This window comes from Mesorhizobium sp. LEGMi-168a (assembly GCF_058312955.1).
The window spans coordinates 26,006-45,223 of record NZ_JBZEGV010000031.1; the positions used below are offsets into that span (position 1 = coordinate 26,006).

The 19,218-nt window shown below is 64.3% G+C and carries 21 protein-coding genes; 11 read left to right on the forward strand and 10 right to left on the reverse strand.

The features are described 5' to 3' along the window. Position 1 precedes the first annotated feature (1 nt). On the forward strand, positions 2 to 1,060 hold the full coding sequence (gene ocd, locus AC4FWB_RS28415) for an ornithine cyclodeaminase (RefSeq protein ID WP_491029555.1): 1,059 nt from the start codon (positions 2 to 4) through the stop codon (positions 1,058 to 1,060). 85 nt (positions 1,061 to 1,145) lie between these two features. Here the strand turns inward: ocd and AC4FWB_RS28420 are convergent, their stop codons facing one another. From AC4FWB_RS28420 to AC4FWB_RS28440, 5 genes are all read right to left on the reverse strand, one after another. Then, a complete protein-coding gene (locus tag AC4FWB_RS28420; protein ID WP_491029556.1) occupies positions 1,146 to 2,147 on the reverse strand; it encodes a LacI family DNA-binding transcriptional regulator in 1,002 nt (333 codons plus the stop codon). A 22-nt stretch (positions 2,148 to 2,169) separates the two neighbouring features. Continuing rightward, positions 2,170 to 3,186, reverse strand: a complete 1,017-nt coding sequence (locus AC4FWB_RS28425; protein WP_491029557.1) for an ABC transporter permease — start codon at positions 3,184 to 3,186, stop codon at positions 2,170 to 2,172. After that, positions 3,183 to 4,685, reverse strand: a complete 1,503-nt coding sequence (locus tag AC4FWB_RS28430) for a sugar ABC transporter ATP-binding protein (RefSeq protein ID WP_491029558.1) — start codon at positions 4,683 to 4,685, stop codon at positions 3,183 to 3,185. Before AC4FWB_RS28430 ends, AC4FWB_RS28425 begins: the two co-directional genes overlap by 4 nt. A gap of 142 nt (positions 4,686 to 4,827) precedes the next feature. Next, positions 4,828 to 5,793 carry a sugar ABC transporter substrate-binding protein gene (locus AC4FWB_RS28435; protein WP_491029559.1) on the reverse strand — a complete coding sequence of 322 codons (966 nt, stop codon included), beginning with the start codon at positions 5,791 to 5,793 and terminating at the stop codon, positions 4,828 to 4,830. A gap of 127 nt (positions 5,794 to 5,920) precedes the next feature. Beyond that, a complete protein-coding gene (locus tag AC4FWB_RS28440) occupies positions 5,921 to 6,787 on the reverse strand; it encodes a LysR family transcriptional regulator (RefSeq protein ID WP_491029560.1) in 867 nt (288 codons plus the stop codon). A 104-nt stretch (positions 6,788 to 6,891) separates the two neighbouring features. Here AC4FWB_RS28440 and AC4FWB_RS28445 point away from each other — a divergent pair, with 104 nt between their 5' ends. Both AC4FWB_RS28445 and AC4FWB_RS28450 read left to right on the forward strand, forming a co-directional pair. Continuing rightward, positions 6,892 to 7,536: an FMN-dependent NADH-azoreductase gene (locus AC4FWB_RS28445; RefSeq protein ID WP_491029561.1), complete on the forward strand. Its 645-nt coding sequence runs from the start codon at positions 6,892 to 6,894 to the stop codon at positions 7,534 to 7,536. Continuing rightward, positions 7,533 to 7,859, forward strand: coding sequence for a DMT family transporter (locus AC4FWB_RS28450; RefSeq protein WP_491029562.1), 327 nt, complete (start codon positions 7,533 to 7,535; stop codon positions 7,857 to 7,859). The genes AC4FWB_RS28445 and AC4FWB_RS28450 overlap by 4 nt, the downstream gene beginning before the upstream one ends. A 3-nt stretch (positions 7,860 to 7,862) precedes the next feature. Here the strand turns inward: AC4FWB_RS28450 and AC4FWB_RS28455 are convergent, their stop codons facing one another. Next, complete coding sequence (locus AC4FWB_RS28455; RefSeq protein WP_491029563.1) at positions 7,863 to 8,882, reverse strand: LLM class flavin-dependent oxidoreductase; 1,020 nt, start codon at positions 8,880 to 8,882, stop codon at positions 7,863 to 7,865. Between the two features lie 154 nt (positions 8,883 to 9,036). Further along, entirely contained in the window at positions 9,037 to 10,530 is a 1,494-nt protein-coding gene (locus AC4FWB_RS28460; RefSeq protein WP_491029564.1) for an aldehyde dehydrogenase family protein, read from the reverse strand. A gap of 215 nt (positions 10,531 to 10,745) precedes the next feature. Here AC4FWB_RS28460 and AC4FWB_RS28465 point away from each other — a divergent pair, with 215 nt between their 5' ends. Beyond that, complete coding sequence (locus tag AC4FWB_RS28465; RefSeq protein ID WP_491029565.1) at positions 10,746 to 11,498, forward strand: COG4280 domain-containing protein; 753 nt, start codon at positions 10,746 to 10,748, stop codon at positions 11,496 to 11,498. Beyond that, entirely contained in the window at positions 11,495 to 11,713 is a 219-nt protein-coding gene (locus tag AC4FWB_RS28470; protein WP_491029566.1) for a hypothetical protein, read from the forward strand. Before AC4FWB_RS28465 ends, AC4FWB_RS28470 begins: the two co-directional genes overlap by 4 nt. Positions 11,714 to 11,731: 18 nt before the next feature. Here the strand turns inward: AC4FWB_RS28470 and AC4FWB_RS28475 are convergent, their stop codons facing one another. Together AC4FWB_RS28475 and AC4FWB_RS28480 are read right to left on the reverse strand one after the other, a co-directional pair. Further along, positions 11,732 to 11,917 carry a hypothetical protein gene (locus AC4FWB_RS28475; RefSeq protein WP_491029567.1) on the reverse strand — a complete coding sequence of 62 codons (186 nt, stop codon included), beginning with the start codon at positions 11,915 to 11,917 and terminating at the stop codon, positions 11,732 to 11,734. Between the two features lie 133 nt (positions 11,918 to 12,050). After that, a complete protein-coding gene (locus AC4FWB_RS28480) occupies positions 12,051 to 12,683 on the reverse strand; it encodes a methyltransferase family protein (protein WP_491029568.1) in 633 nt (210 codons plus the stop codon). A gap of 224 nt (positions 12,684 to 12,907) precedes the next feature. Between AC4FWB_RS28480 and AC4FWB_RS28485 the strand changes: the two genes are divergently transcribed. The 5 genes from AC4FWB_RS28485 to AC4FWB_RS28505 all read left to right on the forward strand — a co-directional run bounded on the left by AC4FWB_RS28485 (position 12,908) and on the right by AC4FWB_RS28505 (position 16,643). Further along, positions 12,908 to 13,165, forward strand: a complete 258-nt coding sequence (locus AC4FWB_RS28485; RefSeq protein WP_491029569.1) for a hypothetical protein — start codon at positions 12,908 to 12,910, stop codon at positions 13,163 to 13,165. Between the two features lie 32 nt (positions 13,166 to 13,197). Next, positions 13,198 to 13,992 carry a COG4705 family protein gene (locus tag AC4FWB_RS28490; RefSeq protein ID WP_491029570.1) on the forward strand — a complete coding sequence of 265 codons (795 nt, stop codon included), beginning with the start codon at positions 13,198 to 13,200 and terminating at the stop codon, positions 13,990 to 13,992. A 156-nt stretch (positions 13,993 to 14,148) separates the two neighbouring features. Further along, positions 14,149 to 14,826: a winged helix-turn-helix domain-containing protein gene (locus AC4FWB_RS28495; protein WP_491029571.1), complete on the forward strand. Its 678-nt coding sequence runs from the start codon at positions 14,149 to 14,151 to the stop codon at positions 14,824 to 14,826. Between the two features lie 45 nt (positions 14,827 to 14,871). Continuing rightward, complete coding sequence (locus AC4FWB_RS28500; protein WP_491029596.1) at positions 14,872 to 15,267, forward strand: YkvA family protein; 396 nt, start codon at positions 14,872 to 14,874, stop codon at positions 15,265 to 15,267. Continuing rightward, on the forward strand, positions 15,264 to 16,643 hold the full coding sequence (locus tag AC4FWB_RS28505; RefSeq protein ID WP_491029572.1) for a sensor histidine kinase: 1,380 nt from the start codon (positions 15,264 to 15,266) through the stop codon (positions 16,641 to 16,643). The genes AC4FWB_RS28500 and AC4FWB_RS28505 overlap by 4 nt, the downstream gene beginning before the upstream one ends. Before the next feature lie 122 nt (positions 16,644 to 16,765). On the opposite strand, the gene AC4FWB_RS28510 is transcribed toward AC4FWB_RS28505, so the two are convergent. Next, positions 16,766 to 17,632, reverse strand: a complete 867-nt coding sequence (locus tag AC4FWB_RS28510) for a helix-turn-helix domain-containing protein (protein WP_491029573.1) — start codon at positions 17,630 to 17,632, stop codon at positions 16,766 to 16,768. Positions 17,633 to 17,738: 106 nt separating this feature from the next. On the opposite strand from AC4FWB_RS28510, the gene AC4FWB_RS28515 reads away from it, so the two are divergent. Next, positions 17,739 to 19,007: an ABC transporter substrate-binding protein gene (locus AC4FWB_RS28515; RefSeq protein ID WP_491029574.1), complete on the forward strand. Its 1,269-nt coding sequence runs from the start codon at positions 17,739 to 17,741 to the stop codon at positions 19,005 to 19,007. Positions 19,008 to 19,218 lie beyond the last annotated feature (211 nt).

Here is a 19,218-nt window from a genome sequence, read left to right on the forward strand (position 1 = left end):
CATGACCCAGCCCTCCCGTCTTGCCATCGTCCCCTTTGTCAGCGTCGACCGCATGATGAAGCTGGTGCTCGCCATCGGCGTCGAGCGGTTCCTCACCGAGCTCGCCGCCTATATCGAGGAGGATTTCCGCCGCTGGGAGCTGTTCGACAAGACGCCGCGCATCGCCTCGCACAGCCATGACGGCGTCATCGAGCTGATGCCGACCAGCGACGGCCGCCTTTACGGCTTCAAATATGTCAACGGCCACCCGAAGAACATGCGCGAGGGCCGCCAGACGGTCACCGCCTTCGGCGTGCTCGCCGATGTCGGCTCCGGCTATCCGATGCTCTTGACCGAGATGACGATCCTGACGGCGCTGCGCACCGCAGCCACTTCCGCCGTCGCGGCCAAATATCTGGCGCCCAAGGGCTCGCGCGCCATGGCCATCATCGGCAACGGCGCCCAGTCCGAGTTCCAGGCCATTGCTTTCAAGGCCCTGCTCGGCATCGACCGGCTGCGGCTCTACGACATCGACCGCTCCGCTTCGGAAAAATGCGCCCGCAACCTCGCCGGTAAGGGCTTCGACATCACCATCTGTTCGACCGGGCAGGATGCGGTCGAGGGCGTCGACATCATCACCACGGTGACCGCCGACAAGCAGTACGCCACCATCCTCACCGACAACATGATCGGCTCCGGCGTGCACATCAACGCGGTCGGCGGCGACTGCCCGGGCAAGACGGAGCTGCATCGCGACATCCTGTTGCGCTCCGACATCTTCGTCGAGTTCCCGCCGCAGACACGCATCGAGGGCGAGATCCAGCAGCTCGACGCCGACCATCCGGTGACCGAGCTGTGGCAGGTGATGACCGGGAAGGCGCCAGGCCGCAAGACGCCGGAGCAGATCACGCTGTTCGATTCCGTCGGCTTCGCCACCGAAGATTTTTCCGCGCTGCGCTATGTCCGCGACCAGCTCCAGGCCACCGGCCTCTATGAGGAGCTCGACCTGCTCGCCGACCCCGACGAGCCGCGCGACCTGTTCGGCATGCTGCTGAGGGCTGCCATGCAGCCGGCGGCTTGAAGGCCTGCCGCTTAGGCGGTTTCAAACGGCAGGACAATCGCATAGGGCGCTGCCCCCTCTCCGCCAGCGTCGACAATTGCCAGCACTACTGATGCAAACGCGCGCAGCTTTCCCGTTCCACAAGCACCGGCGCCAGCACTTCGCGGCGCGACTGCGCCGCCGGATCAGCCACGCGCTCGAGCAGCAGGCTCACCGCCCGCGTGCCGATCTTTTCGACCGGCTGCGCGATCGTGGTCAGCGGCGGCCAGGTGGTGACCGCATAGGGAATGTCGTCGAAACCGACCAGCGACATGTCGTCGGGGACCCGCAATCCGCGCGTGCGCAGCGCGGTGATTGCGCCCATCGCCATCAAATCGTTGCAGGCGAACACCGCGGTGATCTCCGGCGCCTGCCCCATCAGCCGCTCCATCGCCAGGCGGCCGCCGGCGAAATGATAGTCGGAATCGACCACCGATGAAGCCGGCAGATCGAGGCCTGCTTCCTCGAGCGCGCGGGCAAAGCCGCGCAGGCGGGCGGGGCTGGAGCTCGAATCGCGCGGGCCGCCGATGGCGCCGATCTTTCTGTGGCCGAGCCCGACCAGATAGCGGCCGGCGAGATAGCCGCCATGGTCGTGGTCGACCAGCACGGAATCGACATTGACGGATTGGATCTCGCGGTCGAGCAGCACCGCCGGCACGGCGGCGGAAAGGCTCGCGAACACCCGCGCATGGTCGGACGAGCCGGCGAAGATCAGCCCGTCGATCTGCTTGGCCATCAGCACCGACAGATAGCGCTCCTCCTTCTCGGCGCTGCCGTCCGAATTGCACAGGATCACCGTGTAGCCGGCGACGAAGCCGGCATCCTCGATCTGGCGCGCGACGCTGGCGAAGAACGGGTTGGAATTGTCGGGGAGCAGCAGGCCGATGGTCTTGGTCTCGCCGCGCCGCAGACTCCGCGCCAGCGAATTCGGGCTGTAGCGCAGGGCGGTGATCGCCGCGCGCACGCGTTCGGCCGTCTCCGGCTCGACATGGCGCGTGCGGTTCATCACATGCGAGACCGTTGCGACGGACACCCCCGCATAGCGCGCGACATCGGCAATCGTCGTCATGGTCCCTGGTCTCCGCGCTCCCTTACCGGATTCTGCGCAACAGCCTCTCCCGATACGCGTCTAGAATGACGGCCAGCACAATGACAAGGCCAATCACGATCGGTTTGAAATTGTCGCCGACCCCGAGCAGCTGCAGCCCGGTGCTCAACACCTGCAGGATGCAGGCGCCGACCAGCGTGCCGATGATCGAGCCCTTGCCGCCGCTGAGGCTGGTGCCGCCGATGATGACGGCGGCGATGGCGTTGAGCTCGTAGCCGACGCCGGCGATCGGGCTGCCGATGTTGAGGCGCAAAAGATAGACCATCGCCGCGATGCCGGCCGTGAGACCGCTGATGGTGAAGGCGGCGACCTTGTAGAAATCCGGATTGTGGCCGGAGAGCCGCACCGCCTCGTCATTGGTGCCGACGGCGAAGATCATACGGCCGAAGACGGTGAAGCGCAGCACGAACCAGCCGGCCGCGATCACCAGCACCGCGACCAGGAAGATTGACGGCAGGAAGCCGCCGATGATCAGATTGCCGAAATCGACGAAGCTTTGCGGCAGGCCGGTGATGGTCGAATTGTCGCTGACGACGCGGGCAGCGCCCGCGGCCATGTTGAGCATGCCGAGCGTGACGATGAAGGACGGGATCTTCCAGCGCGTCGAGATCCAGCCGTTGAGGAAGCCGCAGGCAGCACCCGTCGCCATGCAGGCGAGCAGCGCCAGCGTGATCGCGACGGCCGGCGACAGGCTCTCATTGATCATGACGGTGGCGCCGACGACGGTGCAGAGCGCCAGCACCGAGCCGACCGAAAGGTCGATGCCGCCGGTGAGGATGACGAAGGTCATGCCGGCCGCCAGCACCGTGTTGATGGCGATCTGCACGAAGATTTTTAGCGCATTGCCCGACGTGGCGAAGTAGGGAGCGGTCGCCGAGAAGAACAGCGTGATCAGCACCAGCGCCAAGAGCACGCCGGCGTCGCGCACGAGGAAGCGCAGGAACTTCGCCCTGCCGGGGGAAACAGGCGCCGCCACCAGGGGTTCGGACGTCTCGCTCATGGTCGAACATACTCCTGATAGGCGAGCGACAGGATGCGCTCCTGGTCGAATTCGGTGCGCGGCACCTCACCGACGATCCTGTTCCTGGAAAAGACGATGATGCGGTGGCACATGCCCATCAGCTCGGGCAGGTCGGACGACACCATGATGATGCCCTTCTCAGCCGCCGCGAGCATCCACAAGAGCTGGTAGATCTCGCGCCGCGCGCCGATGTCGACGCCGCGCGTCGGCTCGTCTAGGATCAGCGTCGAGGTGCCCCTGAACAGCCACTTGGCCAGCACCACCTTCTGCTGGTTGCCGCCGGAGAGATTGCGCACCGCCTGCTCGATCGAGCTCGCCTTGACGCGGAGCTGGCCGACGAGATCGTTTGCTGCCGCACTCTCCGCCCTGCGGTTGACCAGCCCATGGCGCGAAACCTTGCCGAGATCGGTGATGGTGATGTTCTTGTCGACCGGCAGATCGAGCAGCAGGCCCTGACCCTTGCGGTCCTCGGTGAGCAGGCTCAGCCCATGCCGCACGGCATCCTTCGGCGCGGCGATCGCCACCGGCCTGCCGTCGATCTCTATGACGCCGTCGAGTTTCGGATCGGCGCCGAACAGTGCCCGCATCGCTTCCGTGCGGCCGCTGCCGACCAGGCCGGCGACACCGAGGATTTCGCCGTGCCGGACCGCGAAGGATATTTCGGGCGTTGCCGCGCTGCGCTTCAGATTGGTGACGCTGAGCGCGACCTTGCCCGGCACGATCGAGGCATCGAAGCCAAATTCGTCGGCGATGTCGCGGCCGATCATCATGCGCACCAGATCCGGCACGCTGAGACCGTGGAGATCGCGGGTCGCGACCAGCCTGCCGTTGCGTAAGATGGTTACCCGGTCGCCGATCTCGAACACCTCGTGCAGCCGGTGCGAAATGTAGATGATGGTGACGCCCTTGGCCTTCAGCCGCTTGATGATGGCGAAGAGGCGCTTGATCTCGGGCGGCGTCAGCGTCGCCGTCGGCTCGTCGAGCACCAGCAGCTTGCTGTCGTAGCTCAGCGCCTTGGCGATCTCGACCAGCTGCATCTGGGCGACGCCGAGCGCCTCGACGCGCGTCCGCGGATCGACGTCGAGGCCGACCTCTTTCAGCAGCGCCATGGCGCGACGGTTGAGCGCCTTGCGGTCGACGATGCCGAAGGCGCGGCGCGGCAGGCTTTCCAGCATCAAATTCTCGGCGATGCTGAGATAGGGCAGCAGGTTGAGCTCCTGATGCACGATGCGAATGCCGCTCTGCTGCGCGTCGTGCGGCGTCTTCGGCTGGTAAGGCGCGCCGCCGAAGACGATCGCGCCGCTGTCCGGCTGGTGGATGCCGGCCAGAAGCTTGATCAGCGTCGACTTGCCGGCGCCGTTCTCGCCGAGCACGATATGGGTTTCGCCGCGCGCGATCGACAGCGAGACATCGCCCAGCGCGACGACGCCGGGAAAGATCTTTCCGACCCCTGCTAGGGAAAGAATCGTGTCGTCCATGGTGCAGAATCCTGAACTGCACTCTACCGCGAAGACGGCACGAGCGCGCTATCATCGCCGCCGGGTTTTGCCTGACGGCGATGATAAGATCGTTGGAGGGTGGCGCCGGCGACTGATGGAGCAGCGCCGCTCTCCGAAAACCTCAGGCGGTGACCAGCTTGACGTCGGTCTTGACCCAGCCGGAGAATTTCTCGCCGGCGAGCTCGCGCAGGCCATAGTCGATGCCCATCGCCGCCATCTGCGCGCCATATTGCTCGACGGTGGCGAGCATCTTGCCTTCCTTCAGCAATGGGCCGACGGCCGGGATGTTGTCGAAGCCGACCACCTTGATCTGACCCGACTTGCCTGCGGCGTCGATCGCCTTGACGACGCCGAGCGCCATCGAATCGTTGGCTGCCATCACGCCCTGGATGTCGGGGTGCTGGGTGAGGAAGTTGGTCATCAGCGTGTTGGCTTCCTCGGTCTCCCAATGCGCGGTCTTGGAGTCGAGCAGATCCAACCCATGCTCCTTCACCGCATCGTCGAAGCCGAGCTTGCGCTGCTTGGCGTTGTCGGCCTCCGGATTGCCCTCGAGGATGACGACCTTGCCGCCCTTGCCCAGCGCCTTGCCGAGCGCGTCGCCGGCGAGCTTGGCGCCGGCGCGGTTGTCCGGACCGAAGAAGGCGAGGTCGATGCCGGCCTTCTTCTTGGCGTCCTCGTCGAGCGCGACGTCGATGTTGATGACCTTGATGCCGGCCTTCAGCGCCTTGGCGATCGGCGTCACCATGGCCTTCGAATCGGCCGGAGCGACGACGATGATGTTGTAGTTCTGGGTGATGAAGTTCTCGATGGCGTCGACCTGAGCGGCAAAATCGCGCTCGTCCTTCATGCCGACGGCGGCGAAATCGAACTTGTCCTTGTTCTTGGCCGCATACGCCTCGGCGCCGGCCTGCATCTGCTTGAAGAACTCGTTGGCCAGGGACTTCATGACCAGGCCGACCTTCGGCTTGTCGGCGGCGAGAACCGGACCGAGCGGCAAAGCGAGCGCGCCGGCCGCGAGCGCGCTGGTCTTCAGGAACTGGCGGCGCGAGAATGGGCCAAGCCCAAATGTGTTTGAAATCCTGCTCATGCTCTCCTCCACTTTGATTGAGCCGTAATCGGTTACGTAACCGATTACGCGGCAGACTAGGGTGCAATTTTATCAGATGTCAATATCGGCGGTAAGGCCGTTGGAGCGCGTCGCCCGCTATGCAAGTTCAACTGTCTGGCCGTCTTGGCCCCTGAGCGCCGGCATTCAGCCGCGTCCGCAACCATTTCGCCGCAAAGTCGCTGAACGCCCGCACGCGAGGATTCCCTTTGAGGTCCGGGTGGTAGAGCACCCAAAGCTCCGAAGCGAGCACGTCGATGCTGTCGCCCACGCGCGCCAGCCGGCGCGCCGAGCCCAGATAATCAGGCAGCAACGCCTGTCCCCAGCCGGCCTCGGCGGCCGCCGCTGCGGCGGTCAGGCTGTTGACCCTTAACCTGATCTCGTCGTCCGCGACATTCGCCTTGAGCCACTGCGCCGCCGGCAGGGCGGACAAGGCGGCGTCGAAGCCGATCCAGCCGTCGGAAGGCGACATATCGATCGCGTAGACGGCGTAAGAAAAGCGCGCCACCTGGCGGCCGACAAGCGTTTCCGGCGGCGTCAGCGTCGGCCGGATGGCGATATCGGCCTCTCGCCGGCCGAGATCGGCAAAGCTGTTGTTCACTTCCAGCGATAGCGCAATGCCTGGATGCGCGGCGCTGAACGCCTTGAGACAGGCCGAGGCGGTTTCGAGCAACGTATCGGCCGTCGTCACATTGAGCGGTCCGACCAGGTGGTCGTCCAGCGCCGCCACGCGTCGCTCGACCTGCGCGAGCCGGTCTCGCAAATCTTCGGCCGCTTCGAGGAAAGGCTCTGCCCTGCCGGTCGGCACGAGCGTGTCGCCGAGGCGCTCGAACAGCGCGCCGCCGGTTCGCTGCTCGAGATCCCTCAGCTGCCGGTAGATGGTTGCGATATGGGTGCCGAGCCTGGCTTGCGCGCCGCGCACGCCGCCCGCCACTGCTATCGCCGCAACCAGCCGCACATCGTCATAGTCGATCATATTCGCATCCATGCGAACAAGAATAGTGAAATTGCTAAATGCGCTCGCATCTTCGCGAACATATATCGCGGTCCGGAAACAAACCAGCCTGACCGGAGAAAGACATGAGCCGCATCCTGCACATCGAAGCTTCGCCGCGCGCCGACCGCTCCTGGTCGAGCAAGGCCGCGAGAAATTTCCTCGCGCAGCTTAAAGAGCAACTGCCGAAGACGGAGGTCGATCACTTCAACATCTGGACCGCCATCCTGCCGACCTTCGACGGCGCGGCGATCGACGCCAAATATGCCAAGCTTGGCAACACGCCATTGACTGACGCGCAAAGCCGGGCCTGGGAGCTGATCGGCCACTATGTCGCCAGGCTCGACGCGGCCGACGCGATCCTGATCTCGACGCCGATGTGGAATCTTGGCGTGCCATACCGGCTGAAACATCTGTTCGACCTGGTGACGCAGCCGGGCCTGAGCTTTTCCTTCGACAGGGCGACCGGCTATTCGCCTCTGCTGCGCGCGCGGCCGACGGCCGTTCTCATGGCAACCTCCGGCGACTTCACCGAAGGTCCGAGCTATGGCCGGCCGGATCTCGCGACGCCTTATCTGCGCACCGCGCTTGCCTTCATCGGCCTGAAGGATGCCGACATCGTGCATATCTCGCCCACGATCGGCCTGCCGGAGGCGATGGAAGCCGGAGCCAGGCGGACCGAAGGCGAGGTTCGGGGGCTCGCCGCCAGCTTCGCGGGGAGGCTTGCATGAGCCAGTCGCTCGCATGGCTGCTGCTCGTCATCTCGGGCGTCACCGACGTCGCCTGGGCGCTGGCGACCAAGAAGTCGGCAGGATTCTCCGAGCCGGTCTGGTCGGCAGTCTCCCTGGTGCTGCTCGTCGTCTTCATCGGCCTGTTGACCAAGGCGCTGACCGTGCTGCCGCTCGGCACCGCCTATGCGGTCTGGACCGGCATCGGTGCCGTCGGCTCTTTGGCCGCCGGCATCGTGCTGTTCGGCGAAAGCACCGACGCGGTGCGGCTCACTTTCGCTGCCGTGACCATTCTTGGCGTCATCGGGTTGAAGGTGAGTTCGTGAATCTCACCGCCAGCCCAGCGCCGGCGCGACGTGCTTGAGGATCGCCTCGATGACATGGGCGTTGTAGGCGACGCCCAACTGATTAGGCACGGTGAGGAGCAGCGTGTCGGCCTCGGCGATCGCCTGATCCTCCCTGAGCTGTTCGACCAGCACGTCCGGCTCGGCGGCATAGGTGCGGCCGAAGACGGCGCGCTTCTCCGGCTCGATATAGCCGAAATGGTCCTGGCCCTCGCTGCCGCCGAAATAGGCGCGGTCCATGTCGTTGACCAAAGCAAAGATGCTGCGGCTGACCGAGACGCGCGGCTCCCTGGCGTGGCCGGCCTCCTTCCAGGCAGCGCGGAAGGCTCTTATTTGCTCGGCCTGCTGGATATGCAGCGGCTGGCCGCCCTCGTCGAATTTCAGCGTCGAGCTCTGCAGGTTCATGCCGAGCTTGCCCGCCCACTCGGCGGTGGCGTTGGTGGCCGCCCCCCACCAGATGCGGTCGCGCAGGCCCTCCGAGAACGGCTCAAGGCGCAGCAGCCCTGGCGGGTTGGGGAACATCGGCCGCGAATTGGGCTGCGCGAAACCTTCGCCGCGCAGCAAGTCGAGAAAGATCTCGGCATGGCGGCGCGCCATGTCGGCGTCTGTCTTGCCCTCTTCCGGCACGTAGCCGAAATAGCGCCAGCCATCGATCACCTGCTCGGGCGAGCCGCGGCTGATGCCGAGCTGCAGCCGGCCGCCGGCAATGAGGTCGGCGGCGCCGGCATCTTCGGCCATATAGAGCGGGTTCTCGTAGCGCATGTCGATGACGGCGGTGCCGAGCTCGATGCGCTTGGTTTTCGCGCCAGCCGCGGCAAGCAGCGGGAAGGGCGAGCCGAGCTGCCGGGCAAAATGATGGACGCGGAAATAGGCGCCGTCGGCGCCGAGCTCCTCGGCCGCGACCGCCAGGTCGATCGACTGCAGCAACGCGTCGGCGCCCGAGCGCGTGCCCGATTGCGGCGCAGGCGACCAATGCCCGAAGGACAAAAACCCGATCTTCTTCATGCGCTCCATTCCAGCCGGAGCGGCTCGCCGAGCCGCTCAAAATTCGTTTGTTGCTCCAGCGCAGGAAAGGCCAACAGCTTTCCGCTTGGGAATTGCGTGAAACAGGTAATAGGGCAGCGCAGGGATTCAACGGACGCGGAATTGATACAGACTGTCAATCGGTACGGATCCAGACCCCCTTGGTGTTGAGATATTCCTCGAGATGCTCACTGCCGCCCTCGCGGCCGTAACCGCTCATCTTGTAGCCGCCGAAGGGCACGGCCGGGTCGATCGCGTGATAGGTGTTGACCCAGACCGAGCCGGCGCGCAGCCGGTTGGCGAGCTGGTGCGCCTTGCCGACGTCGCGCGTGAACACGCCTGCGCCGAGGCCGTAGGGCGTGTCGTTGCCGCGTCGCACCGCCTCGTCCAGCGTGTCGAAGGGCAGCGCCGAGATGATCGGCCCGAAAATCTCCTCGCGCGCGATGCGCATGTTGTCGGTAACGCTGGAAAACACGCCGGGCGTCATGAAATTGCCGGCGGCCAAGACGCCTTCGGTGATGCGCTGACCGCCCGTCACCAGCCTGGCACCCTCGCGCGCGCCGTCGGCGATGAAGCCGCTGACACGCTCGAGCTGTTTTGGCGAGATCAGCGGCCCGATCTCCGTCTCGGGATCGGCGCCGTCGCCGATCCGAAGCTTTGCCGCAAAGGCCGCGACGCGCTCGACGAACTCCTCATAGATCGGCCGCTCGACGAAGAGCCGCGAGCCGGCGATGCAGATCTGCCCGGAATTGGCGAAGACCGACATCGCCGCCACCGGCACTGCGCGCTCGATGTCGGCGTCGGCGAGCACGATCACCGGCGACTTGCCGCCGAGCTCCAGCGACACGCGCTTCATGTTGGCGGCCGAGGCGCGCAGGATCGCCTGGCCGGTGGCGGTCGAGCCGGTGAAGACCAGTTTGTCGACATCCATATGCGCGGCCAAAGGGGCGCCGGCTTCCGCGCCGGTTCCGGTCACGACATTGACGACGCCGGGCGGCACGCCTGCCTCCTGCATCAGATCGGCAATGAGCAGCGGCGTCAGCGGCGCTTCTTCCGAAGGCTTCAGCACGATGGTGCAGCCGGTCGCCAAAGCCGGACCGATCTTCCAGATCGAGGCGGCGGTGGGCGCATTCCACGGGATGATGGCGCCGACCACGCCGACCGGCTCCTTGCGCGTGTAGGATAAGATCTCGCCGGGCAGCGAATTGCCGATAGTCTGGCCATGGATCGACGTCGCCATGCCGGCATAGAAGCGCAGCATGCCGAGCACGCGGTTCTTGTTGGCCAAGGTGCGGGTGACCGGCATCCCCATGTCGGTGGTGTCGGAGAGCGCGAGCTCCTCCCAATGCCGCTCCATCACATCGGCGATCTTGAGCAGCAGCAGCTGGCGCTCATAGGGCTTGAAACGGCTCCATGGTCCTTCGAAAGCGCGGCGCGCCGCAGCGACCGCAAGGTCGATGTCCTTCGCGTCCGATTGCGGCACGGTGCCGATCACCGCGCCGGTGGCGGGATTGCGCGTCTCGAACGTCCGGCCGCCGACCGCATCGCGCCATTCGCCGCCGATCAGCATCTGGCGATGCCGGCCGTCGATGGGAGTGCGCAGGGAAAGGTCTTTCAACCGTATCGTCATCTTGAACACATTCCCTGATGAACCCTGGCCCTAATGAACCGTGGCGTTATGGCACCGGCCGGTACGCCGGTGCAAGTTCGGCTCACGGCCGGATGTGGGGCGGGCGGGCGCATATCCAGTCCGCCATAGTTTGGGCTTGATAACCGATTGAACAAGACCAGGCTCGCCGTTATCTGATGACGGGCGGCGAAATGCCTGGAGACCGGCGCACCCTCATGCACGAATTGACACCCGTTCTCTCCACCGTGACCGCCTCCTTCCTGGCGTCCTTCGTCGAAGTGGTCGAGGCCTTCACCATCGTGCTTGCCGTCGGCGTGACGCGCAGCTGGCGCCCGGCACTGACGGGTGCTGGCCTGGCGCTCGCGGTGCTGGCCGCGTTGGTGCTGGCCTTCGGGCCGCTGCTGGCGCTCGTCCCCATCACCGTGCTGCAATATGTCGTCGGCGTTCTGCTCGTCCTGTTCGGCATGCGCTGGCTGCGCAAGGCAATCCTGCGCAGCGCCGGCGTCATTGCGCTGCGCGACGAGGAAGCCGCCTTCTCCAGGCAAACCGATGCGCTCGCCAGCCAGGCCAACGACCGCCGCGCCGATTATCTGGCCGGCGTCGCCGCCTTCAAGGCGGTGCTGCTCGAAGGGGTGGAGGTGGTGTTCATCGTCATTGCCGTCGGCGCCGCGCACGGCCAAACGCTCTACGCCAGCCTCGGCGCGCTGGCGGCCTTCCTGCTGGTGATGCTGATCGGGCTCGCCGTGCACCGGCCATTGGCGCGCGTGCCGGAAAACGCGCTCAAATTCGTCGTCGGCCTGATGCTGACCAGCTTCGGCATTTTCTGGACCGGCGAGGGCCTCGGCGCCGAATGGCCGGGCGAGGATCTCGCTCTCCTCGGCATCTTCGCCGTTATTGCCGCCGCGTCTTTCGCCGTCGTGCGCTGGCTGCGCAACACCTACGCGCCCGCCGGGGGAATTGCCCGATGAAAATTCTCCGCCTCGTCCTGAAGGAGCTCGTCGGCATGTTCGTCGACGACGGCAGCCTGGCGCTGCTGGCGCTGATCCTGATTGCCCTGGTCTCCGGTGCCGTGAAGTTCTTGGCGCTGCCGCCACTCGCCGGCGGCGTCCTGATCCTGGCCGGCTGCCTGGCGATCCTGTTGGAAAGCACGAGGCGCGGCGCGCGCGGCAAGGGCCGGACCTGAGCCGACTTCAGGCCCCAGTTAAGTTTGGACGGCGCGGCTTTCTTTGCGGATCATGCCTTTGACGAAAAGCTCGGCATGTTCAGCCCACTGGACTTCCGTGACGTTGTTCTCGCGAACAGATCGCCTGAAAGCTTCCCGCAGGGCATCGAGCTCAAACACGGACATCCGCCCGAGCGTATTGTGTTTCGATATGCGAAGGTCCATCACCCCAGCCGACAGCCAAAGTCATACTGATGTATATGCCTCGCCAGCACGGCCCATCAAGGCGATGGCCCTGACTTCTTTTGGGTGCAAATCGGTGGGGTTTGCGGGATGGGCAGCGAATGCCCGATCGCTATCAGTAGATGGTGAAAAGGGTCGGCAGCATGCCGGCCGCGCGAAAATACTCGACCGTCTCGATGAGCGGAAACAAGGCCAGAAAATAAAGCCCGTCGCGGAACGTGCTTTTCAGCGCGCTGGTGGAAAAGACCCAATGGTCCTGGTCGCGGTAGATGAGCGGATTCGGCCAGAAGCGCGGCGTCCGCTCGGCATAGGCCGTGTAGGCGGCGCCGAACTTGCCGGCGAGGTACTCGGCCTCCCGGCCGGCGGTGAAGCGGAAGACGAGGAAGCTTGCGAAACCCAGCGCTGCTGCCGCCAGCACCGATCCGAACATCAACCCGATGCCGACGACGCCGATGGTCGAGAAGAAATAGAGCGGGTTCCGGGTCATCGAGAACGGACCCGAGACCACCAGCTCGTCATTCTTCCTGCCGCCGACATAGAGGATGCTCCACAGCCGGCCGAGAAAGCAGATCAGCGCAAGGCCGAAGCCGATCATTTCCACCAGTTCGTGCCCGTTCGAGCCTTCGCTGAGAAACGGCCTGGAAAAAAGCAGCAGCACGATGGCCAGCACCGCGGCGACCTGGACGACGATCAGGCGCTTGTGCTGGTCGAACGCTTTTGGCGCTGACTTGAGGGATGTGTAAGCCATTCGGTTCCAGCCACTCCGGCCCGGCAGAGAATGCTACGCTCTAGCCCTTCTCCTGCCCGATTGCGAGGCCTCACCAGTATTTTCGGTCATTCTTACGAATTTGTAAGGACCTGGACAGGCTGAGGCGAATTCGTCTGGCTATCGTCATTGCCGCCGCCGCATCGGATTTGAGGCGGCTTGATTACGAACTGCCGACGATCAGCCCAAAATCAGGACACTGCATCATGAACAAACTTGCTCTTGCCCTCGCGCTTGCCGCGACGGCCACCGCCAACCCGCTTTCATCCGCATCAGCCGCGCCAACCCCTTGCGAAACCGTGCTGAAGGATCTGCGCGCGGCCGAAGCCGCGGCCAAGCTCGGCGACGCCGACAAGAACAAGGTTTCCGAGCTGGAGACGAAAGGCATTGAGCGCTGCAATGCCGACGACGACAAGCGCGCCGATGACTTCTTTGCCCAGGCCATGAAGGTTCTCGGCAAGTAAGTCGCCCCCCAAATCAACGACAGGATACCGCCATGACCTCGTCAGTCATCAAACCAGCCGCGCCCGCGCTCAACCGGGTTCCGGAGGTCACGATCGACTTCTGGCTGATCAAGCTCATGGCGGTCACCATGGGCGAGACGGCGGCCGATTATCTGGCCGTCAATCTCGGCCTTGGCCTCACCGTCACCTCGCTGATCATGACCGGTATTCTAGTCATAGCGCTGGTTCTGCAGTTCGTGCAAAAACGCTACGTGCCCTGGGCCTACTGGCTGGCGGTGGTGCTGATCAGTGTCGTCGGCACCCTGGTCTCCGACAACCTCGTCGACAATTTCGGCGTACGGCTGGAGACGACGACGATAGGCTTCTCGATCGTGCTCGCCCTGGCTTTCATGCTCTGGTATGCCAGCGAGAGGACGCTGTCGATCCATACCATCTTCACGACCAGGCGCGAGATCTTCTACTGGCTGGCGATCCTTTTCACCTTCTCGCTGGGCACGGCGGCCGGCGACCTGGTGGCCGAGCGCTTCGAGATCGGCTACCTCACTACGGGTCTCATCTTCGGCGGCGTGATCGCGCTTATCACGCTCGGCTACTACGTCCTTGGCCTCAATAGCATTCTCGCCTTCTGGCTTACCTATATCCTGACCCGGCCGCTCGGTGCCTCCTTCGGCGACCTGCTCTCTCAGCCGGTCGAATATGGCGGTCTGGGTTTCGGCACCACCTTCACCAGCCTGGCTTTCCTTGGCTGCATCATCGCCCTGGTTCTTTACATGACCATGAAGAAGAGCAGCGATGAGGCCGACGCAATGCTGCTCGAAACCGACTAATTATCGCACGAGAACAGGCAACGATGCCGGCAGCCAGAGATGTCGCCGCCTATCGGTGGAGCCTACGCTGGGTTCTTCGGCTCAAGAGGCGTTTTCTGGGCGAACGCCATCGCCAATGCTAGCATGTCGTATCGATAGAACCGGGTACGAGCAAAGATGAGACTTCTGCTGGTCGAGGACGATCCAAGGACCGCCGACTATGTCGTCAGGGGGCTGACCGAGGCCGGCCATGTCTGCGATCTCTTGCGCAACGGCCACGACGCCCTTTTTGCCGCTACCCGCGAAACCTATGACGTCATCGTGGCCGACCGCATGATCCCTGGCCTCGATGGCCTGTCGATGATCAAGGCGGCGCGCGCCGCCGGCGTCAGGACACCGGCCATTTTCCTGACCTCGATCGGCGGCGTCGACGACCGGGTCGAAGGGCTGGAGGCAGGCGGCGACGATTATCTCGTCAAGCCATTCGCCTTTTCCGAACTGCTTGCGCGCATCAACGCGCTCGGCCGCCGGCCGGCGGCGCAGGAGCAGAAGACCAGCTTGCGCGTCGCCGACCTCGAAATGGACCTGATCATGCGGCGCGTCACCCGGCAGGGCCAGGCGATCGACCTGCAGCCCCGCGAATTCAGCCTGCTCGAGGTGCTGATGCGCGGCGAGGGCCGCGTGATTACCCGCACCATGCTTCTGGAGCGCGTCTGGGATTTTCATTTCGATCCCAAGACCAGTGTCGTCGAAACCCATATCAGCCGGCTCAGGGCCAAGGTCGACCGGCCGTTCGACGTGCCGCTGATCCATACCGTGCGCAACACCGGCTACAGCCTGCATGCGCCGGGTTGACGGTCGCATCTCGCGCATCCGACAGGCTGTTCGTATATGAGCGATATGTCGATGCTGGACACTGCAAGGCAATGGGCGCGCGGCATCAAGCGTGACGTGGTGGCACTGTGGCTTGCCGCCCGCGACCCTCGCGTTCCCTGGTATGCGAAGGCCGCCGCCGGAGCCGTCGCGGCCTACGCCCTCAGCCCCGTCGATCTCATTCCGGATTTCATCCCGGTCGTCGGCTATCTGGACGACCTTTTGATCGTCCCGCTCGGCATCATGCTTGCGGTCAGGCTGGTCCCGGCCGGCCTGATGGAGGAGTTCCGCGACGAGGCGGCGCGGCGCGCCAAGCCGGTCAGCAAGGCCGGACTGGTCTTCATCATCGCGGTCTGGATAGTGGCGGCGCTGGCGCTGTTGTGGCTGTTCTGGCCGAGGCCCGCAGTCATTGCTTCGACATGAAAGAGACACGCGCCAGCCTGCTGCGCAGCACGCCGTTCCGCCTGGCGCTAACCTTTGCCTTCCTGTTCGTGCTCGCCTTCATCCTGTCCGGCGCGATCGTCTACCAGCTGATGAGCCACGACCTCGCGAGACGCCTGGATGAGTCGATCAAGGAGACCTATTCGGTCGTGGCGGTGACCTATGCGGAGAGCGATCAGGAAGACCTTATCGCCACGGTCAACGACCATGCCCAGCTCGACACGGACCAGGACCAGCTTTTCTCGCTGACGGATTCGCAGGGAAATCGCCTGGCCGGCGACTTCACCGCCTCCGGCCTGCCCGACGGTTTCTCGATGTTCGCCGCCAATCTGCCTGGCATCCCGCCAAATACCATGTACCGCGCCTATTCGGGCACTGTCGGCAACAACAACCTGACGGTCGCCTTCTCGCTCGCCGAGACCGACGAGCTGGAGACGATCGTTCTGATGAGCTTCGGCTGGGGCACGCTGTTCATCACCGGCCTCGCGATCGCCGGCGGCGCCTTGCTCGCCTCCCGCGTCCAACGCCGCCTCGACGGCATTGCCGCCACCATGGTCGACGTCTCGCACGGGCGGCTCGACGCGCGCATCCCACTGATCGGCAATGGCGACGATATCGACGCCGTGTCCACCCAGGTCAACGCCGCGCTCGACCGCCTGTCGGCGCTGGTCGACGGAATGCGGGAAGTCAGCGCCAACATCGCGCATGACCTGAAGACACCGCTCAACCGCCTGCAGATGATCCTGGAGCAGGCCGCCGACAAGGCCGCCTCGGGCGAGGATGTCACAGACGATCTGGCCGACGCGCGCGCCGAGAGCCGGCAGATCAACGAGACCTTCGACGCGCTGCTGCGCATCGCCCAGATCGAGGCCGGCGCGCGCAAGGCGCGCTTCGTCGATCTCGACGTCGGCGTCGTCGTCGGCACCATCGGCGAAGTCTATGCCGATGTCGCCGAGGATGACGGGAAGTCCCTGTTCACAAAGCTCGTTCCGGACACGAAATGGATTATCCACGGCGATCGCGACCTGCTGATGCAGATGCTCGCCAATCTGGTCGAGAACGCCTTGCGGCATTGCCCGCCGGGCACGGCGATCGAACTGTCGGTAACCGGGGAGAGCGACCGCGTCCTCGTCCATGTCCGCGACAATGGCCCCGGCATCCCGGCCGAAGAGCGCGCAAAAGTCTTCCAACGGCTTTACCGGCTGGATACCAGCCGCACAACACCCGGCAGCGGTCTCGGCCTCAGCCTCGTCAAGGCGGTGGCCGACCTGCATGGCGCTACCATCGCGCTGGAGGACAACAATCCCGGGCTTGCCGTGATCGTTGGCTTTCCGGCGGTGAGGCCGCCCGCAAGCTAGAGCGTTTCACCGTTTCACGGAAACGGCGAAACGCTCTATCTCTTTGTTTTTACGCAATTCCGAACGGAAGGCTACGGCGAAGGCGCCGAGCCTAACCGTTACACACTTTTCCTGGAATTGCTCTAGCGCACGCCCGCCCGGCGGAAATCGGAGGGCGACATGCCGGCAAGCTTGCGGAAGGACTTGTTGAAGGCGCTGAGCGAGCCGAAGCCGGAGTCCATGGCGACCTTCAGCACATTGGCGCCCTCATGCATCAGCAGCGCCTGCGCGTAGCTCAGCCGCAAAAGGTTGACATATTCGTTGAGCGTCATGCCGGTCGATTTCTTGAACAGGCTCATGGCGTATTTGGGATGGATATCGGCCGCCGCCGCTATGTTCACGCAGTCGATGTCGTAGAGGAAATTCTCGGCGATGAAATCGCACATGCGCCCGACATTGCGCGAGGATTGCAGATCGAAGGGACTGCCCGCCCCTTGTCCGGCAGCGGTTTCCGGCACCAGCCGGTAGGGTTCGAAGCGCACCCGCTCGAGCCGCAAGAGCAGCTCGTTGACGGCATGTTCGGCCTTGGCCGGATCGCCCGAGCGCGCATAATCGTTCCAGCGTTTGAAACTGTCGTTGTCGGACTGGTCGGTGGCGTTCGTCACCAGGGTCGCGCCGGTCATCAGCCGGTGCCTGACATCGGCCGGCAGATGCAGCCTGAAGAAATGCACCAGCGGCAGATGCGCGCCGGCATAGATGGCGTCGTCGGAGAGATCGTCCATCTGGTGCGGCAGGCCGCCCCAGAACAGGCACATCTCGCCGGCCGAAAGCGCGATTTCATGCTCGGCCATGCGGTAATGCACGCTGCCGCGCACGATGAAATTCACCTCGACCTGGGCATGCCAGTGCGGCTTCAGCATCACCAGCGGGTGATTGTGGAACATCTGCAAAGCCAGCGGCAGGCCTTCGACGCTGCTCGCGCCTGGCTGGTAGAACGGACGCCCGGGCATCTTACTTTCCGCCAACTTCTTATTCCCTTTGTCGGGGACAAGCCTTCCGCGCCGCATAATCTAGCCATGCTCACGGTGAGAGAGCAAACGAAATGGGAGGATTTCAATGCGCACCACACTGACCTGCGCCACGCTTTTGCTTGCCCTGGGCTCCGGCCCGGCCCTCGCGCAATCCGGCGAACTCACGATCTGGAGCTGGAACATCGCCGCTTCGTCGCTGAAGTCGACCGTCGAGGGCTTCAACAAGAAATACCCCGACATCAAGGTCACGGTTCAGGACCTCGGCAACCAGCCGACCTATGACAAGTCGATCGCCGGCTGCGCCGCCGGCGGCGTCGGCCTGCCCGACATCGTCTCGATCGAGAACGGCGAGGCCGAGAACTACTGGAGCCAGTTCCCCGACTGCTTCGTCGACCTGCACACGCTGGGCTACACCGCCGAGGACCAGAAGAAATTCCCCGACTTCAAGCGCACCGAGCTCGAGGTCGGCGACAAGGCCTATGCGATGCCATGGGATTCCGGCCCGGTCGCCGTCTTCTACCGCCGCGACTTCTACGAGAAGGCCGGCGTCGATCCGACCTCGATCAAGACCTGGGACGATTTCATCGCCGCGGGCAAGAAGATCCAGGCCGCGAACCCGGGCGTCACCATGACCAACGCCGATTTCAACGGCGACACCGAATTCTTCCGCATGATCTCCAACGAGCAGGGCTGCGCCTATTTCGCCGAGGACGGCCAGTCGATCACGGTCAACCAGCCGAAATGCGTCGACGCCATGACCAAGGTCAAGGAGATGAAGGATGCCGGCATCGTGTCTTCGGCCGACTGGTCGACCAAGATCACCAACAACACGGCCGGCACCGTCGCCACCCAGGTCTATGGTGGCTGGTACGAAGGCACGATCCGCACCGAATCGCCCAAGGAAATCGGCAAGTGGGGCGTCTATCTGATGCCGAGCTTGACCGCCGACGGCCCGCGCGCCGCCAACCTCGGCGGTTCCTCGCTGGCCATCACGTCAGCCTCGAAGAACAAGGAAGCGGCCTACGCGTATCTGAAGTACACGCTGGAGACCAATGAAGGCCAGATCACCATGCTGAAGGATTTCGGCCTGGTGCCCTCGCTGATCTCGGCACTCGAGGATCCTTATGTCGCGAAGGGCCAGCCCTATTGGGGCGACCAGGCCGTGTGGAAGGACATTCTCGCCACCTTGCCCAAGGTCGTGCCGAGCCGCGGCACGCAGTTCCAGAGCGACGCCGAGATCATCCTGCGCGCCGTGCAGACCAAATATCTGGCCGGCGGCTATCCCGACGCCAAGGCAGCGCTCGACGACGCCGCCAGCCAGATCGCCTCGGCGACGGGCCTGCCGGTCAATTGACGAGCCATCTTCCTTCTCCCCTTGTGGGAGAAGGTGGATTGGCGCGCAGCGCCAAGACGGATGAGGGGTGTTGGACGGATTGCCGTCGTTGCCAAGCTGGAACACCCCTCATCCGGCCGCTTCGCGGCCACCTTCTCCCACAAGGGGAGAAGGCAAGACCGGGCGGCGCCGGCATCGACAGTTAGTGCTACCGACGGAACAACGCAGCACC

Bases quoted from the DNA above. Each gene is read 5' to 3' on its own strand.
- AC4FWB_RS28475 (WP_491029567.1), bottom strand. From the start codon at position 11,917: ATGGACCTTCGCATATCGAAACACAATACGCTCGGGCGGATGTCCGTG.
- ocd (WP_491029555.1), top strand. From the start codon at position 2: ATGACCCAGCCCTCCCGTCTTGCCATCGTCCCCTTTGTCAGCGTCGAC.
- AC4FWB_RS28455 (WP_491029563.1), bottom strand. From the start codon at position 8,882: ATGAAGAAGATCGGGTTTTTGTCCTTCGGGCATTGGTCGCCTGCGCCG.
- AC4FWB_RS28510 (WP_491029573.1), bottom strand. From the start codon at position 17,632: ATGCCCGGGCGTCCGTTCTACCAGCCAGGCGCGAGCAGCGTCGAAGGC.
- AC4FWB_RS28485 (WP_491029569.1), top strand. From the start codon at position 12,908: ATGAACAAACTTGCTCTTGCCCTCGCGCTTGCCGCGACGGCCACCGCC.
- AC4FWB_RS28515 (WP_491029574.1), top strand. From the start codon at position 17,739: ATGCGCACCACACTGACCTGCGCCACGCTTTTGCTTGCCCTGGGCTCC.
- AC4FWB_RS28465 (WP_491029565.1), top strand. From the start codon at position 10,746: ATGCACGAATTGACACCCGTTCTCTCCACCGTGACCGCCTCCTTCCTG.
- AC4FWB_RS28445 (WP_491029561.1), top strand. From the start codon at position 6,892: ATGAGCCGCATCCTGCACATCGAAGCTTCGCCGCGCGCCGACCGCTCC.
- AC4FWB_RS28505 (WP_491029572.1), top strand. From the start codon at position 15,264: ATGAAAGAGACACGCGCCAGCCTGCTGCGCAGCACGCCGTTCCGCCTG.
- AC4FWB_RS28470 (WP_491029566.1), top strand. From the start codon at position 11,495: ATGAAAATTCTCCGCCTCGTCCTGAAGGAGCTCGTCGGCATGTTCGTC.
- AC4FWB_RS28420 (WP_491029556.1), bottom strand. From the start codon at position 2,147: ATGACGACGATTGCCGATGTCGCGCGCTATGCGGGGGTGTCCGTCGCA.
- AC4FWB_RS28450 (WP_491029562.1), top strand. From the start codon at position 7,533: ATGAGCCAGTCGCTCGCATGGCTGCTGCTCGTCATCTCGGGCGTCACC.
- AC4FWB_RS28490 (WP_491029570.1), top strand. From the start codon at position 13,198: ATGACCTCGTCAGTCATCAAACCAGCCGCGCCCGCGCTCAACCGGGTT.
- AC4FWB_RS28500 (WP_491029596.1), top strand. From the start codon at position 14,872: ATGTCGATGCTGGACACTGCAAGGCAATGGGCGCGCGGCATCAAGCGT.
- AC4FWB_RS28495 (WP_491029571.1), top strand. From the start codon at position 14,149: ATGAGACTTCTGCTGGTCGAGGACGATCCAAGGACCGCCGACTATGTC.
- AC4FWB_RS28435 (WP_491029559.1), bottom strand. From the start codon at position 5,793: ATGAGCAGGATTTCAAACACATTTGGGCTTGGCCCATTCTCGCGCCGC.
- AC4FWB_RS28440 (WP_491029560.1), bottom strand. From the start codon at position 6,787: ATGATCGACTATGACGATGTGCGGCTGGTTGCGGCGATAGCAGTGGCG.
- AC4FWB_RS28430 (WP_491029558.1), bottom strand. From the start codon at position 4,685: ATGGACGACACGATTCTTTCCCTAGCAGGGGTCGGAAAGATCTTTCCC.
- AC4FWB_RS28425 (WP_491029557.1), bottom strand. From the start codon at position 3,186: ATGAGCGAGACGTCCGAACCCCTGGTGGCGGCGCCTGTTTCCCCCGGC.
- AC4FWB_RS28480 (WP_491029568.1), bottom strand. From the start codon at position 12,683: ATGGCTTACACATCCCTCAAGTCAGCGCCAAAAGCGTTCGACCAGCAC.
- AC4FWB_RS28460 (WP_491029564.1), bottom strand. From the start codon at position 10,530: ATGACGATACGGTTGAAAGACCTTTCCCTGCGCACTCCCATCGACGGC.